General features: G+C 36.1%; 11 protein-coding genes. 2 read left to right on the forward strand and 9 right to left on the reverse strand.

All coding sequences use genetic code 11. The annotated features are described in order from the left end of the window. Positions 1-12: 12 nt before the first annotated feature. Positions 13-1,134, reverse strand: coding sequence for a PepSY-associated TM helix domain-containing protein (locus ACNC7R_RS09020; RefSeq protein ID WP_417940618.1), 1,122 nt, complete (start codon positions 1,132-1,134; stop codon positions 13-15). A gap of 183 nt (positions 1,135-1,317) precedes the next feature. On the opposite strand from ACNC7R_RS09020, the gene ACNC7R_RS09025 reads away from it, so the two are divergent. Further along, positions 1,318-3,657, forward strand: a complete 2,340-nt coding sequence (locus ACNC7R_RS09025) for a TonB-dependent siderophore receptor (protein ID WP_417940619.1) — start codon at positions 1,318-1,320, stop codon at positions 3,655-3,657. A gap of 76 nt (positions 3,658-3,733) precedes the next feature. On the opposite strand, the gene ACNC7R_RS09030 is transcribed toward ACNC7R_RS09025, so the two are convergent. The 8 genes from ACNC7R_RS09030 to ACNC7R_RS09065 are packed head-to-tail and all read right to left on the reverse strand — an operon-like array spanning position 3,734 to position 14,649. Then, positions 3,734-5,122: an AMP-binding protein gene (locus tag ACNC7R_RS09030; protein ID WP_417940620.1), complete on the reverse strand. Its 1,389-nt coding sequence runs from the start codon at positions 5,120-5,122 to the stop codon at positions 3,734-3,736. Positions 5,123-5,139: 17 nt separating this feature from the next. Further along, complete coding sequence (locus ACNC7R_RS09035) at positions 5,140-5,382, reverse strand: acyl carrier protein (protein WP_417940622.1); 243 nt, start codon at positions 5,380-5,382, stop codon at positions 5,140-5,142. Positions 5,383-5,407: 25 nt separating this feature from the next. After that, positions 5,408-6,814 carry an MATE family efflux transporter gene (locus ACNC7R_RS09040; RefSeq protein ID WP_417940623.1) on the reverse strand — a complete coding sequence of 469 codons (1,407 nt, stop codon included), beginning with the start codon at positions 6,812-6,814 and terminating at the stop codon, positions 5,408-5,410. Continuing rightward, positions 6,811-8,646 (reverse strand): IucA/IucC family protein, encoded by a 1,836-nt coding sequence (locus ACNC7R_RS09045; RefSeq protein WP_417940624.1) that lies wholly within the window; start codon positions 8,644-8,646, stop codon positions 6,811-6,813. The genes ACNC7R_RS09040 and ACNC7R_RS09045 overlap by 4 nt, the downstream gene beginning before the upstream one ends. Before the next feature lies 1 nt (position 8,647). Beyond that, a complete protein-coding gene (locus ACNC7R_RS09050) occupies positions 8,648-10,018 on the reverse strand; it encodes a lysine N(6)-hydroxylase/L-ornithine N(5)-oxygenase family protein (RefSeq protein ID WP_417940625.1) in 1,371 nt (456 codons plus the stop codon). 19 nt (positions 10,019-10,037) lie between these two features. Next, positions 10,038-12,479: a GNAT family N-acetyltransferase gene (locus ACNC7R_RS09055; RefSeq protein ID WP_417940626.1), complete on the reverse strand. Its 2,442-nt coding sequence runs from the start codon at positions 12,477-12,479 to the stop codon at positions 10,038-10,040. Continuing rightward, positions 12,457-13,983 (reverse strand): pyridoxal phosphate-dependent decarboxylase family protein, encoded by a 1,527-nt coding sequence (locus tag ACNC7R_RS09060; RefSeq protein ID WP_417940627.1) that lies wholly within the window; start codon positions 13,981-13,983, stop codon positions 12,457-12,459. The genes ACNC7R_RS09055 and ACNC7R_RS09060 overlap by 23 nt, the downstream gene beginning before the upstream one ends. A 30-nt stretch (positions 13,984-14,013) precedes the next feature. Next, entirely contained in the window at positions 14,014-14,649 is a 636-nt protein-coding gene (locus ACNC7R_RS09065) for a nitroreductase (protein ID WP_417940628.1), read from the reverse strand. Between the two features lie 259 nt (positions 14,650-14,908). On the opposite strand from ACNC7R_RS09065, the gene ACNC7R_RS09070 reads away from it, so the two are divergent. Further along, positions 14,909-16,033, forward strand: a complete 1,125-nt coding sequence (locus tag ACNC7R_RS09070; RefSeq protein WP_417940629.1) for a taurine catabolism dioxygenase TauD — start codon at positions 14,909-14,911, stop codon at positions 16,031-16,033. Positions 16,034-16,065: the final 32 nt, after the last annotated feature.

The raw sequence follows: 16,065 nt of genomic DNA on the forward strand, positions 1-16,065 counted from the left end.
TATCTTAAATGATTAAAAATTAGTTTTTCCTTTCTTTTTTTTCTTCCCAAGCCAGATTAATAATCCAGTAACAGGCAAGGTTACAGCAAAAAGACAGACGATGAAAGCAAGTATTTTAGTTGGATAGCCATAAATGCTTCCGGTATGGATGGGATAAATCAGACGTTTTAGTTTGTCTCCTTTGGAGAAAGATTCATAAGGCCTTATCTCAATATCTTTTCCCGTGTATTTGTCAAAATAAATAGCACTCGACTGATTTGGAATACTGAATTCTAAGTTTTCTTTTAGTACCAGAATACTGTTGATGGTATCGGCAGGCATTCTGATTTGGATGTTGCCTTTGTATGGAAATATACTGTCTGTTTTTCGATATAGGTTTTGATAAAAAGCAGTTTTATTAGACTGAGGATCAATTTTATTTGGGTTTTCTACTTTTGGGGATGGTCTTTCCGTAGTACCGTTTGCTATAAAATACATGCCATTTTCAAACCATTTAAAAGACCAGGTTAATCCTGTCAGGGCAATAATCAATAAGAACAGAAAAGTGTAAAATCCAAAAGTGGAATGAAAATCCCAGTTGACTCTTTTAAAAGAAGCTTTCCATTTAACCGTCAGACGTTGCTTTAAATTTTTAGCTTTTTTAGGCCACCACAAAACAAGACCGGAAATCAACATGAATACCAATATTAGGCAGGAACATCCGGTAATGATTTCCCCAATATCATGCATCAGTAAATGCCTGTGTATGTTTAAAACAATAGAGAAAAATCGGCTTTCCTGTGAGATAGTCCCGAGTACTTTCCCTGTATAAGGATCTACAGAGAAAATCTGGCTGTCTCCTTCGCTGTCTTTTCCTATGATGATCATAGTACGGGTAGGATCGTTGTAGACTATGATTCGGTTTATCTTTTCAACAGCATATCGCTTCTGAATGGCAACTGTACATTCATCAATTGTTTTTTTACTCGAGCCAACACTGGGTACATGATAAAACTCTGGATTAATAAACTGATCAATTTCTTTTTCGAAAACTAAAAGGCTTCCTGTCAAAGCTACTATAAACAAGATAAAACCTGAAGCAAGCCCTAGCCAAAGGTGTAATTGTCCAATTTTTTTCTTCAATTTTTTCTTCATTTGGATTTTTAAAGAATTTAATTTCCTGCAAATCTATAGTTATTTTTAGATAAACCCACACTTCTTTAGTATCATTCTAAATAATTTCATGATGATTACTTGTTAAACTAATATTAATTTTTACTTTTGCATTGTTTTTATTAATTCTAAATAAAAACAAATACTAACCAAATTTAAGAATCAATGAAATATCTTAGTTTAAGAACATCACAATTTTTATTTACTATTAGCTTTTTATTTACAGTCATTTCATCGTTTGCGCAACAAAATCACGGAAAGATAAAGGGACAAATCACAACTTCTGACGGACAACCTGCTTCAGACGTAAATATCATCCTTAAGGATTCAAAATATGGAACTTTTACGAATGATGATGGGAGTTTTGAAATAAACAGGATAAAAGCCAATACCTATACACTTCAGATATCTTTAGCAGGCTATGAAACTTCTGAACAGGAGGTTACTGTTGAAGATAATAAAACAGCAACGGTTAATCTACAACTAAAAGTTTCAAATAAAGAATTACAGGAAGTTGTCATTAGCAGCAGAAAAAGTTTGCTATCCAAAAAAACAGAAACAGTAGCCAGAATGCCGCTGAAGAACCTTGAAAATCCTCAGGTATATAATGTAATTCATAAAGAGCTTTTTCAGGAGCAGGTAGCAATTGATATCACTACTGCTATGAGAAATGCACCGGGAGTAGTGCCGCTTAATTATCCTTCCGGAGGTTTTGCACTTATTTTTAGAGGTTTTACGGTTGGGATTAATGCCAGAAACGGGATGGAAACCTTGTCAGGACGTTCTTCTGTAGGTATTGCAAATATTGAGCGAATTGAAATATTAAAAGGGCCTTCAGGAACTTTATTTGGTTCTTCGGCATCTTCTTTTGGTGGTGTAGTCAATTTAGTTACTAAAAAACCTTTTGAAACTACAGCTACCGAGGTAGGATATACTGCAGGAAGTTATGGTACACATCAGCTTACTGCTGATATCAATACACCGCTTACCAAAGATAAAAAAGTGCTTTTCAGACTTAATGTTGGTGTAAATAAAGCAAAAAGTTTCCTTGATTATGGTTATTCTAATACCTTGTCTTTTACTCCAAGTCTTACTTTCAAAGCAACAGATAAGCTTAAATTTAATATCGACGCAGAGCTATATAACGCTAAAAGTACTAAACCATTATATCCGGCTGTAACAGCTACATCAGGTGTAACAAACCCAGCCGATATTAAATTAGATTATAAAAAATCGCTAGTGCATGATGATGCCGATGCTAAATCTACATCGTCAAAAGCCTTCGTACAGTCTGAATACCAAATATCTGATAACTGGAAATCTACCACTTTGTTTTCTTATGTAAGTGAGAACGTAGAGTATAGCTATCAGGTTTTGCCAACCTGGACTTCTCCAACTACAGCTACTATTCGTGCTACGATGTTTGGCCCCATATCCAGTAACTATACCAACATTCAGGAAAATATTAATGGAGAATTTAAAACAGGAATTTTAAACCATAAAATAGTTGCCGGAGTAAATTACAGAAATTATTCAGATACCTTTTCATCTACACCAACGCCAACAGCTCCATTTAGAACAATTGATGTGACAACTAATTTTGTTCCGGTTAGAAAAAAAGATATTGATGCGGTATTATTAGCTCCGGTTATACGAGCTGGCAGAGACGAAAATACATATAGTGCGTATGCATCTTATGTAATGGGTATTGCGGAAAGATTGCATATTATGACAAGTATGCGTCTGGATGATTTCGAACGTAAAGAAAGCGGTACAGTGTTGGGTTACAAACAAACATCTGTATCTCCTAAATTTGGATTGGTATTCGAACTTCTTGATGATCAGTTATCGTTATTTGGGAATTATATGAATGGTTTTCAGAATATTGCGCCTGTAAATCAGCCAGACGGGGCGCAATTTGTTCCGGATCCTCTTTATGCTAATCAATGGGAGTCAGGAATAAAAGCGGAATTATTCAACAAAAAATTAAGCACAACAGTGAGTTATTATGAAATCACTAATGATAACGCATTAATAAGACAAGCTGATTTAGTATATCTGCAGGATGGAAAACAAGTGAGTAAAGGGGTTGAATTTGAATTTCTGGCAAATCCTATACCTGGTTTAGATATTACTGCTGGTTATGCGTATAATGATAACCGTATCGAAAAAACTAGTGATGCCAATAAAGCTATTGAAGGTAATAAGGCTCAGGATGCACCTGAGAATGTAGTAAACTTCTGGGCTTCTTATAAACTTCAAAATAAGTTAAAAGGTTTAGGTTTAGGTTTAGGAGCAAATTATGTAGATGAAAGTTATTTAAGTACAGCAAATACCTTTTATATTCCGTCTTACACTATTTACAGTGCTACCGTATTTTACGAACAGCCTACATGGAGAGTAGGACTTAAGATAGATAATTTAACTAATGAAAAATACTGGAGTACATGGGGAGCACCTCAGGCACCAACAACTATTTTAGGAAGTTTAACGTTTAAGTTCTAATGTGTTTTTGTCTAAGAAAAAAGAAGACCTCTATTTACAAGGATAGAGGTCTTTTTGTTTTATAATTTATTTAGTTTTACACCACTATTTCAGATTCGAGCGATTCTTTAATAACAGGATAATTTACCTTTCCATTAGCTGTAAGCGGTACGTTATCTAAGTAAATTACTTTTAATGAACTGGAATGAAGGCTTAATTTTGCTTTTAAAACGTTTACGATTACTTCTTTGTTTACGTTTTCATCTGTATACAACACGGCTAAATGTTTATCATGGATATTCAGGCAAATAAAGGTTTGTCCACCAAGAGTATTCTTAAGCAGCAATTCTATTTCATCCAGATTGATACGGGTACCAAATAGTTTTACGATTCTTTTTAAACGACCCGTAATAAAATAATACCCTTCAGAATCTACTCTTGCCTGATCTCCTGTATGCAGTTTTTCTTCCTGGTCATAAAACTGCAAATCGGCTCTTCTTTCGGCATAACCGCCAAAAATATTCGGGCCATAATAAACAAGCTCTGAAGTTTCATTGTCTATTTCGAAACGTCCGTTTTGAATAGCCCTTCCGATAGAAGTTGCTTTTCGTAACAGATCTTTTGGAGGTAAAAAAGACATGCGTCCGCTGGCCTCAGTTTGCCCGTATTGTGCGAAGAATTGTTTACCGTATTTTTCGGTATATTCTGAAATGATTTCAACTAATTTATGACTCAGCATTCCGCCTCCATGAGTGAAATAACGTAATGATGGATAATCTTTTCTGAAGAAACCAATACTATTGAGCATTTCATAAAAATAAGGTACGCCTCCTAAAGTCGAATATCCATAAAGCTTCAAATCGGACCAGAATTCTTTTTGAAAAGGATCTTTATCCGTACACACAATCTGATGTGCTTTGATACAATTGGTATGAAAAATAGATAACCCAAATACCGAATGAACAGGAACATTCAAAGGCACTACATCATCTCCTTTTATAGGCAGATAAGCTAAGATAGATTTGGCATTCTGTACCAGATTATCAACAGAAAGCCTTACAAACTTCGGAGAACCTGTTGTTCCAGAAGTACTCAACAGTAATTTAATTTTGGGATGTATCGGATAAATCGAATTTTCATTGCGTCTGAACAGCATGATACTATCGGAAATATGTACAGCAGTGTAACCTTCGATAGTATTTCGTGATGGATCATAGATATAATAAGGCGTATATTTTGCTTCTAAGTTTTCCTTGAAATCAGTATTGGTTCCTTGTCCGAGTAATGCGATGGTATATCGGCTTTGATAAAAATTCAATAAGGTTTCAACAGCCGGTAACTGATTGTCGTTATAGATAAAAACAACAGATCGCAAATCATCAATTTCCAGCGATTGGTGCATTTCCCGGAAAGATTTAGAAATACCGGTAGCAGCATCCGTAAAGATTAAGTTTTCGTTTTTTGAGATTAATTCATATAATTCCATGATTCTGATGTTAGTTGCTAATTAATTTCAAATCCGTGTTTTTTAAGGATACCTTTTATTTTTTCAACACTTCCCATATCTAATATGTCTTCCATATCTATTGAAATATTATAGGTTCTTTCCAGTTCTTCCACCAGTACCAGATGGCTCATAGAATCCCATTCGGCTATTCCCTGATATTTTAACTCTTCATTTATAGTCTCAACCGGTATTTCAAATGCTCTTGAAAATACACTGTATAATTGTTCTGTCGTATTCATAATTTTTTAATTGATTTAAAATTTATTAAACTTTAGTAGTTTTCCATTTTCCCTTTCGAAAGATGATAATGCAGGCAACTGCCAATACAATTTCTGAAAGAAGAATGGCGGTAAAAACACCGTTGGAGCCAAGATTAAAAGCAATTCCCAATACGTAAGCAAGTGGGATTTGGACGATATAAAACATCAAAATGTAAAGCCAGGTAACGACTTTTACTTCGCCTGCAGCATTGAGGGCTCTGGAAATAACCATAGTATAACCCAATAAAATGTATGCCATAGAAATAAGATGGATATACATGGTACTTTGGGAAATTACTTCGGGGATGTCTGTAAAGATTTTGACCACAGGAGCTGCAAGAAAAATCCAGCAGATACCAATTAGAACCAAAAATCCCATATTCAGCATACCGGCTCTCCAAACCGATTTTTCGGCACGATCGGGCTGTCTGGCTCCGAGATTTTGACCAGTTAATATGCCAGCGGCATTCCCAAGTCCCCAGGCAGGCATTGTCGCAATTGAAGTTACTCTTTGTGCCAAAATATATCCGGCCAGTGCATTTTCTCCAAAATGGGACATAATTTTGATCATAAATACCCAACTGGAAGCAGGGATGATAAACTGAACGGTTCCGCTAAAAGCCAGCTTGAGTATTCTTTTGAAAATTCCCAAATGAAATACCAATTGGGCCAATCCTATTTTCATGACGGTTTTTCCTCTGATGAAGTACCACATTTGATAAAGAACTCCAATCAATCGGGCAATTAAGGTTGCAATTCCGACTCCGAGTAAGCCAAGAGCAGGAATTATTTCCCAGCCAAAAATAAAGATGGGACATAAAATGATATTCAGTGCATTCGAGACCCATAATATCCGCATGGCCGTAGAAGCATCACCGGCTCCACGAAATATTCCGTTGATTACGATTCGCAGAATCAAAAATCCGCTGGAAGCAAACATGGCTACTCCATAAGGATATCCTTCCTGAATCATGGCAGGGGAGAGTCCCATAAGGCTCATGATTTCGGCTGTCCATACAGCACAAACGATACTGATAATAACAGCAATTGGAGTGGTGATGTAAATAACCTGCATGGCAGTTTGTCCCGCTGCTTTAAACTTTTTCTCTCCAATTCTTCTCGAAATCATAGCCGAAGCTGCAATTCCTAATCCAATAGAAACTGAATAGCAGAAAGTGATAAAAGTAGTCGTGGCACCTGCAATAGAAATAGCATTCGTTCCTAATCTGCTGACAAAAAACAAGTTCGAGCAGACAAAAAGAGATTCCATGAGTAATTCGGCTACCATTGGAACAGATAACAGAATAATCGTTCTGTTGATACTGCCTGAGGTAAAATTACTTTCCTTACCCGATATAGAATGCCTTAAAAGACTAAAAAAGGAACGTGTTTTCAATAGGGCTTCTTTCATGAATTTTCTTTTAAAGTTGCCAATTCAGATGTGACCAACTGATACAAAGGGTTGGGAATAAAACCGCTTTTTTTCATGTGTGGAAAGCCTGAAGTTTCTTCATATCCATTAAAAAGACGTCGGCTATTGAAAATAAGACGCTTGAATTCTGGAATCAACAAATCGTATTTTTCAAACATATCCTGTAGTTCCGGATGTTCTTCCTGATATTCTGTGATGATTTCGTAAACACAATTCCAAAAGGAAACTTCAGAATAATGTGCAGTCGTGATTAAGATATCGCTGAGGTATCTAAAAAAAGCATCAAAAACAGCTATCAGAATAACTAACGGAGCATTTTCAGGGTTTGGAGAAGCATTGAACATGTTATCAATGAATTCCTGAGGCAGTTTTTTCTTGCCTTCTTCGTTGATTAAGATATCGCCCACAAAGTCCTGCAAAGCGATACGGACAGGCACATAATCTTTTAAAATAAGGATTACATTTTGCCCATGTGGATCGATACATAGAGAATGCTGGTAATAAATCTGCAACACCGGTTTAAGATAAGCGGTCATATAAGCTTTAAGCCACTGCTCTGTAGAAAGACCCGATTTTTCAATCAGTTCCTGAATAAGGCTTTTTCCCTGATTATCTACATACAATAAAGCCGCCATCGTCATCAGGTTTTCTCCGGGTTTTAAAAAATTAATAGGGCTCTCTCGCCACATTGCCCCCAAAAACTCATTGTACTGATAAGGAGGATTTTCAATTTTACTGTAACTAGGATGTGTATAACTTACCGAAACGACTTCACCTAAGAGTACAACACCCATGTTTTGCAGATGAAGATCTTTTTCTAATAAATTTTTTATCCAGCCGGTCAGTTTAGGGGCAATCGATAATTGTTTAGCGCATAACCCTCTGATATGGCTCGTGTTTAAAATAGACATCGCTGTTTTTACATAATGTCTGTGTGGCTGACTCTGATTAAAAAAAGTGCGGATACTTTGCTGCGGACTATACAAATCATCTGAAAGTCCCAAAGGAATCAGGAATTTTGCAGCAATATCATGCGCAAACTGCATGACAAGTTTATTTTGCCATTGCCAGGAATGTACCGGAATAAAGATGTAATCATCAGGATTTACCTCTGCTTTAGTCAGTGCAGTTCTAAAAGAGTTTATTTTTTCTTGTCCCAGTTCATCTTCGAAAAAACGTTGCTGATCCATAGTTTCTAATAAACGAAAAGTGGTACGGCTTTTATGGGCAGCAAGCCAGACTAAACGGGTATTCTGACCAGATTCAGGTGCGAAATTCTGATAATCCTGCGAATCAAAACCAATGCGTCCTTTGTTTACAATTACCCACGGATGTCCGTCCAGACTGTGTTCTATCGTCTGAAAATCAGCATCTGCCAGTTCTGCTGCGGATAAACGTTTTTGAGAATGAATAAAAGCATCGGCATATAAAGTATGTAACAATTCTTCTGCATAATGAGCCAGAGTAAAGGAATTGATACCAAAAGTTTTCTGAAATTCGATAAAGAAACCAGGAACATCAATTTTCTCAGATTCTTGTCCGCCTTCATTTCTGCGGATACTTTCTTTTACGATATGCCAGTAATTGATAAATCTTGGATAAGCAGAAAAAGTATAATACAGATTTTCTTTATCTGCTGCTAATTTAAAATGGGTAAGACCATCTTTCTGCTTGCTTATGATTTGTGGTTTTGCCAGATCTTCACGCATTAGTTCAGAAATACTTTTGGCTAACAGATTTCGATTGACTCTATTCCAGACTTCAATCTTGAGATGTTTCGTGTCGTTGAATATATTTTCAGGAGTTATCATCTTAATTTGTTTTTAATAAGGCATCAATATCTAATTGTTCGTTGATGGTTTCCATAGTATCCTTTTGTGAAAAATCTGTTGATTTTAATACGCCAAATTCCTGGAAAGCAATACGTTTTTCTACTTTATAAACTTCACGGTTGGCCAGCTGGTTGATAATAATGGAATTTCTATAAGGTCCCATGCCTAAGTCGGGAGTAGAAAGCCCATGGGTATGCAGTTCCGCATTCTGAACAAAAATGTCTTTGCCTTCTTTGTCAATCGTGTAATTACGATTTACATTAAATAAGCCATTATCAAGACGCTTAATTTTGTTTTCAATTCCTTTAATGATATCTGGTTCTTTATACGTATAACCCGTTGCCATAATAATATAATCACTCTGATCCTGAAACGGCTGTTCAAGTTCGGTATGAATAAAATCCATGGTGTAAGAACTATCGGTGTTTTCAGTTACGTTTGTCAAATGCAGATTCGAGCGCAGCTCCACATTCAAAGGCTTGTTTTCTAAACTCATTTCATAGAGGCTGTCGAAAATTTCATTAATCAGTTCCTCATTGATACCTTTATAAAGTCCGTGTTGTCGTGCTAAAAGCTGTTTCCTTTTTTCGTACGTCAGGCTATAAAAATGATCCACATATTCAGGCGAAGTAAGTTCCAGCGTCAGTTTAGATTTGTTATCTAACGGGAAGAAGTGGGAGGAACGGGTGTACCATTTGAGCTGCAAACCATTCTCTGTTTCAGGAAGTAGATCTTTAAAAACTTCTGCAGCACTTTGACCTGAACCTATGATTGTAACCGAATTATTGTTTTTTATTCTTGATTTAGAATATAAATATTTGGATGCATGAATCACATTTGAAAGTTCCTCCTTCTCAATAAAATCCGGGATGTAAGGAGAAGTTCCTGTTCCTAAAACAATTTTTTCGGCATAATAGGCTGAGGTAATACAGGTTTCTGTATTCATTACGACTACTTTATACAAACCATCAACATAGTCTAAAGAAACGACTTTGTGTGAGAATTTTAAATTATCAAGTTTAGAGGCTACCCATTTGCAATATTCGTTGTATTCTCTTCTGAAAATGAAGAAATTTTCGCGAATGTAGAATTTATACAAACGTCCGCTTTCTTTGATGAAATTCAGGAATGTATATTGGCTTGTGGGATCTGCCATGGTAACCAGATCTCCTAAAAACGGAACCTGAAGTGTGGCGTTATTTAACATCAGACCCGGATGCCAGTCAAAAGTGGCTGACTGATCAAAAAACAGTGATGAAAGTTCGTCTATCGGCTCCATAAGAGCGGCAAGACCAAGATTAAAAGGACCAATCCCGATGCCTATGACCGAGTATATTTTTTCTGTACGCATTGTTATTTTTTTAAATTGATTAAACCTGGGGTGCTGAAACCGGAATGTTCTGAAAGTCTTTGGCAGCAGGGAATTTTTGCCAATACCATTCTCTGTAGCAATAATTGAGGTTGGCTTTTTTATGCGGCATTTCAATTACTTTTTCAATTTTGAATCCAACATGGGCTTTATTCAGCATTGATGCTATTGAATTTACAGCTCCTTCACCTACCATTTTCCCAACTTTGGCTTCTGCAAATACAAAATCCATCATAGATTGGGTTACAGCAGAAGTGAATTTTAATTTGGAATCTGTTGGAGCGATAAACAAATGGGTTCCATAATCGGATGGGAGGGAGTCATAATATCCTCCAACAATATCACGGTTCGCCCAGTAAACTTCGATATTGAAGGTAGGTTCGCCATTAACTTCGCCAATATAACTGTGTGAAATATCTCCGGGAAGCAGTGTTCGGTAAAACAATTCCAACTCCTTAATGGGCCAGTTCATTTGCCAGATTTTGAGAGCATGTTCACGATGAAACCATTCGTGCAGCATTTCTAAATCACGGTCAGGATCAACCGGACGCAGTGTTATAGTTACATTTTCTTTTTCGAAGTATCGGCTAAAAACCAGATCCGTTCCTTTCGGATTAATCAGTTTCTTAGAAAAGAAGTACTTGTTTAACGGATTTGGATAATTTAAATATACCGCCGGATTGGTTCTTGGAGCACTCGCTTCATCCATATTGTTTAGGCTCGTCAGCAGGTTGCATTTTGCATACAGTTGAGTGCTGTTCAGAAAATGAGAAGCCAGACCGGTTGTGTCAGTTGCTTTTTCGGCTTCTAATGCTTCATAAATCATGTTCAGAAGCAAAGATTCGTTCGCCAGTTTATTTTTGCCTAAAACATTTACAATTCCAAAAAGATGATTTACTAAAAAATAATATCCCCAGAGCTTAATTATTCGGCTTTCGGCTATAAAAGACCTGCTTTCGCTGCCAAAATCCGGAATTATCTTTTGTAATTCTTCTACTATTCCCTCACGGAAAAAATAGCCCTGATTGTCCCTGAAATACATTTTGGACGGAAAAAGATGGTCATCAAATTCAATAAGGATATTTTGCTGATGAAATTCTGCTCCAAATCCGTATTTATTGAAGATACCGACTAATGGATGCAGAGTAACTTTAAGATATTGCTTAAACCAGTCAATAGCTGTTTCAGTAACTTCTTTGTCCAGCCTTTTGGCTGATTGGTTAATAATATTCAGTATTCTGGCTGATTCATCAAGTACACCATCCTGACACAAAGAAGCAACCATGCTTACATTTTTTCGGGCATTTGCTCCATGGAAAGGATTTTGGCGTACACTGGTGCTAAAGCCATCAATGACCTTATCTTCATAAACCACCGCAATAAAAGCAGGATCGCAAATAAGCTGTACTTCTGGATACTCTTTTTGGATTCCTTTTCCCCATTCTGTTTTCATGAGTTTGCCGGCATCATAACCACGGTTTAATTCATGAAGATAATTGACACGATAAGAATTGGTGATTTTTACATGAAGCGAAAATTTATACATCCATTCGCTTTCGGCATTGTACACCGTACGAACCGATGAGGTAGCAGTATAGGATGGTCCGAATTGACCTAAACTGAAAAGCAGTTTTTTCGACCGCATTTCTTTCACTTCAGCCTGATTTAATAAATATTCAGCCTCCCAGGGATGTGTTGGTACTGCTTTCCATTCGGGATAAGAAGCAAGTAATTCTTTAGTGTTGTTATCTGCATATTTTGAAATTTCATTTCTAAGATAATCCGTCATCAGATACGTTTCGGCACTTTTTTCGAGTACATTATCCGGATGGATAAGGAAAAAATGCAATGGAAATTGCCCGGCAGTTTCCGGAGAATATTTTTTCAGTTCATCATGTGTAAAACCTTCCCTGCTTTTAGGCAGTGGATGTACACTGTGACCTAAAATTAAAGATTGTTCCGACTCAATAAACGATTGTTCAGCTTTATTGACCACAAGATTATTCTCTTTGTATTGAGCGAGATAGAATGCCAGGTTATCAATGCTGTTTTGCATACGTTTTTGCGTAGGCAGCGAATCCAGTTCCGGATAGTCTTTTTTGGCAAATGCAGCTACAAATTCGACAAAATCCAAAGGACTAATTTCTTTGATTTCATCAGAATCAGTATTACGTGCGACAACTGGAAAACTAAAAGAATGGACCCCACTTTCTGAAAAATAAGTTAAAGGCGCAAAAACTTCCTGACCAATATCAGTAAAATCAAACCGAAGAAATGATGTATGATGGATGGTCTGCATATAATCAGCTAAAACCAGATCGTATTTCGGAATACCCTCATAACGGCTCCAGTTTCTGAATTCCCTGCAATAACAATTCAGCAGGGATTTAAAATTAACCTGCTCTGCCTGCTGTTGAAAATTAGTTGAGTTGTTGGTAGTCATTTCCATTTTGTTTAATGAGGTTAAGAATGTTTTTGATGTCATTAAGCGTAGTCAAAGGATTGAAAATGGTGAATTTGAGATAGAAATTTCCATTTACTTTTGTGCTGGCAACCAAAACTTCTCCGCTAAAAAATAATTTTTCTTTGATGTACTGATTGATGTTGCAGTAATTGGACTGATCAAGCCCATTGATAAAACGGAATACCAATACCCCCATATCTGAGTGGCATAAAAGTTCGAAGTTTTCATCATTTTTTATATATTCAGCTGTTTGCTGAGCTGTTTCGATGATGGTATCCGTATAATTTCCAAGTTTTTCTTTGCCCATATAACGTAGGGTAAACCAAAGTTTAAGCGCATCAAAACGACGGGTACTCTGAATAATGGATTTATTGATTTGTGCCGGCAATGCATCATAATCCTGCTCTTTCGGGTTCAGATAATCAGCGTGATGCTTGATAATGTTAAGATGCAGTTTGTTTTTTACTATAAAAGCACTGCTGCTAATCGGCTGAAAGAAAGATTTATGGTAGTCAATGGTAACTGAATCTGCAAGTTCAATGCCGTTTAAGAGATATTTGTATTTTTCTGTCAGTAATAATCCGCAGCCATAAGCGGCGTCCACATGAAGCCATATATTGTGACGTTTGGCAATATGAGCTATTTCAGTTAACGGATCCACATTTCCAAAATCGGTTGTTCCTGCTGTAGCCGTAATAGCAATCGGAATATTACCTTTTTCTATTTCTGCAGCAATTGCCTTTTCAAGTTGTTTAGGATTCATTCGAAATCTCGAATCTACACCAACGTGTACAATGGACTGTTCACCAAGACCGAGAATCCATGCATTTTTATGATTGCTAAAATGTGCTTTATCTGAAACAAAAATTCTGAATTTACCCGCATCTGGCGGAAGTCCGTCAAGTTTGATGTTCCATTTTTGATATTCAAGAGAGAAGTAATCCCTTGCTAGTAATAATCCCATTAAGTTACTTTGGGAACCTCCGGCAGTAAAAATGCCATCAGCATTTTCAGAAAAGCCAATTTGTTTACTGGTCCAGTCGATTAATTTTCGTTCGATAAAAGTTCCTCCTGCGCTCTGATCATACGTATCCTGAGATGAATTTATAGCGCTGATTAATACTTCAGCAGCCAATGCCGGAATTACGACAGGACAATTTAAATGCGCAATATATTCTGGTAAATGGTACGCTGTAGCATGTTTTACATACAGTTCGTCCACTTCATTAAGCAGACTTTCGTAATCAGTCAGGGGCGTATCTAAATCTACATTTTCAACTTTTGCTTTCATTTCATCAGGTTTGATTCCACTGAAAGGTTTTCGATTGTTTTTTAGAAAGTCCGAAACGCGGTTTTGTGCTAATTGTATAGCTTCAGCGTATTCATCATTCGCATGTTGATGAAAAATATCTTTATAATAATCCTGATCGTGTGTAAGCACCGATTTTTTTTGTGCCTCATCATTCATTAATGTGTTGTTCATAATGGGTTTTATTTAAGGTTTGTTAATAATTCATTGCAGATAAATCACTTTTTTAGATAAAGGAGTTCTTTTCTTTTTTGATATTTTTAAATCATCCGCATAATAGCCCAGATAAAGAAGGCCTAAGGACTTTTCATTTTCAGCAAGGCCAAATTCGCTCACGTAATCAATAGCCACATTTTTGGTACTCCAGTAACTTCCAATGTTATTCGCAGTACAGGTGAGTGCCATATTTTGTACAGCAGATGATACCGCGGCAATTTCTTCCCATTCAGGAAGATTGATTTTAGTATTTCGAGCCAGAATTATTCCAATCATGCAAACTGCGTTCAAAGGATAATTACGCAGATAATCCAGTTTTTTTTCTAACGCATCGGGTGTGAGTTCTTTTGCATAAGAGTCTTTGTAATAATCAGCCATATATTCGCCGTATTCTTCAAGATACTTTCCTCTTAAAACAATGAATCTCCAGGGTTCAGTCATTTTGTGATTCGGTGCCCAGGTTGCGTTTATTAAAATTTCATTAAGCAGTTCATCAGACAATTTTCCTTTTACAAACTGATCACCAAAAATGCTCCTTCGGTTACGAATGTTTTCTGAAACTTTTTTTGCCTTATCAGAATAATCTGAAGCTTTGGTTTTACTGATATTTTCTTTGATTTTCATATTTTTTTTAAATTTTTCCAAGAAATTTATTGTTATTTAGATTTAATAAAAATATATTTGTAAGTAAATCTTATTTAGACTAAGTAAAAACAAATGTATAAATTAAAACGAATAAAAAAAATAAATATGAAAAATTTTATACGAATGCCCGTACGTAAAATAATTTTTGTTCCAGATTTAATTTTGTATAATGCTTTTTTTTAGTGCATTGTATTCGATATTTCAATTGTATTTTAACAACCTAAAAACGGATTAAAAAATGAAATCACAATCAATACTTTCAATTGAAAGACCTGCTAATGAACCATTGTCTTTTAGTATTCCTACAAAACCAATAATAATCGAAATAACTCCTCAGGAAAGAAATATTTTATCAAACGTGGGCAATCTTTTGGTAAAAGCATTTGGACATTATGAAAATTCTGAATATATATCGTCTCTTCATCTTCATGCTTTTCAATTATTACCCGAACGACTTACCCGAATTTTAAGTCAGTTTGGAACCGATTTTTCAGCGGAACAATATGGTGCTATTATCTTTAAAGGACTTTTAGAAGTCGATCAGCAAGATTTGGGGCCTACGCCTCCAAACTGGCAGGGAGCAGATTACCGAAAGCTAAATAAGTACGGATTTATATGTTCTTTGCTTCATGGGGCTGTACCTTCAAAACCTGTGCAGTATTATGCTCAAAGAAAGGGCGGAGGACTCATGCATGCTGTAATTCCGGATGAAAATATGGCTATGACGCAAACAGGATCAGGATCTAAAACCGATTTATTTGTGCATACTGAGGATGCATTCTTATCTCATCAGGCCGATTTTCTGAGCTTTCTTTATCTGAGAAATGAAGAAAGAGTTCCTTCAACGTTATATTCTATTCGTTCACATGGAGATGTTAATGCTGTAATGGAAAAGTTATTTGAACCTATTTATCAGTGTCCAAAAGATGCTAATTATGAAAATGAAGGTATTTTAGATTCTGGGCCATTAGCTTCTGTATTGTATGGAAACAGAGAACTTCCTTTTATTCGTTTTGATGCTGCTGAGCAAATATTTAATGAAAATGCAGGACAGACGTCTGAAGCCCTAAATAACTTAATGGATTTTTGGGATGAAGCAAAAACACTAATTAATAGTGATTATATTCCAAATTCAGGTGATCTTATTTTTGTAAACAATCATTTGTGTGCACATGGGCGAAGTGCTTTTGTTGCCGGTCAGCGTATAGAAAATGGTGAAATTATAAAATGCGAACGCAGGCAGATGCTCAGAATGATGAGTAAAACAAGTCTTATTCACATCAGAGCTGTTACGCAGACCAATAATCCTTATTTTATTATGGAAGAACACTTAGGGAAAATATTTGATGTCGATGAAATTTAGAAGTAATTGGCTTTAAACGAACTAATTATATT

Source organism: Flavobacterium adiutor, from assembly GCF_048282555.1.
Classification (GTDB): Bacteria; Bacteroidota; Bacteroidia; order Flavobacteriales; family Flavobacteriaceae; genus Flavobacterium.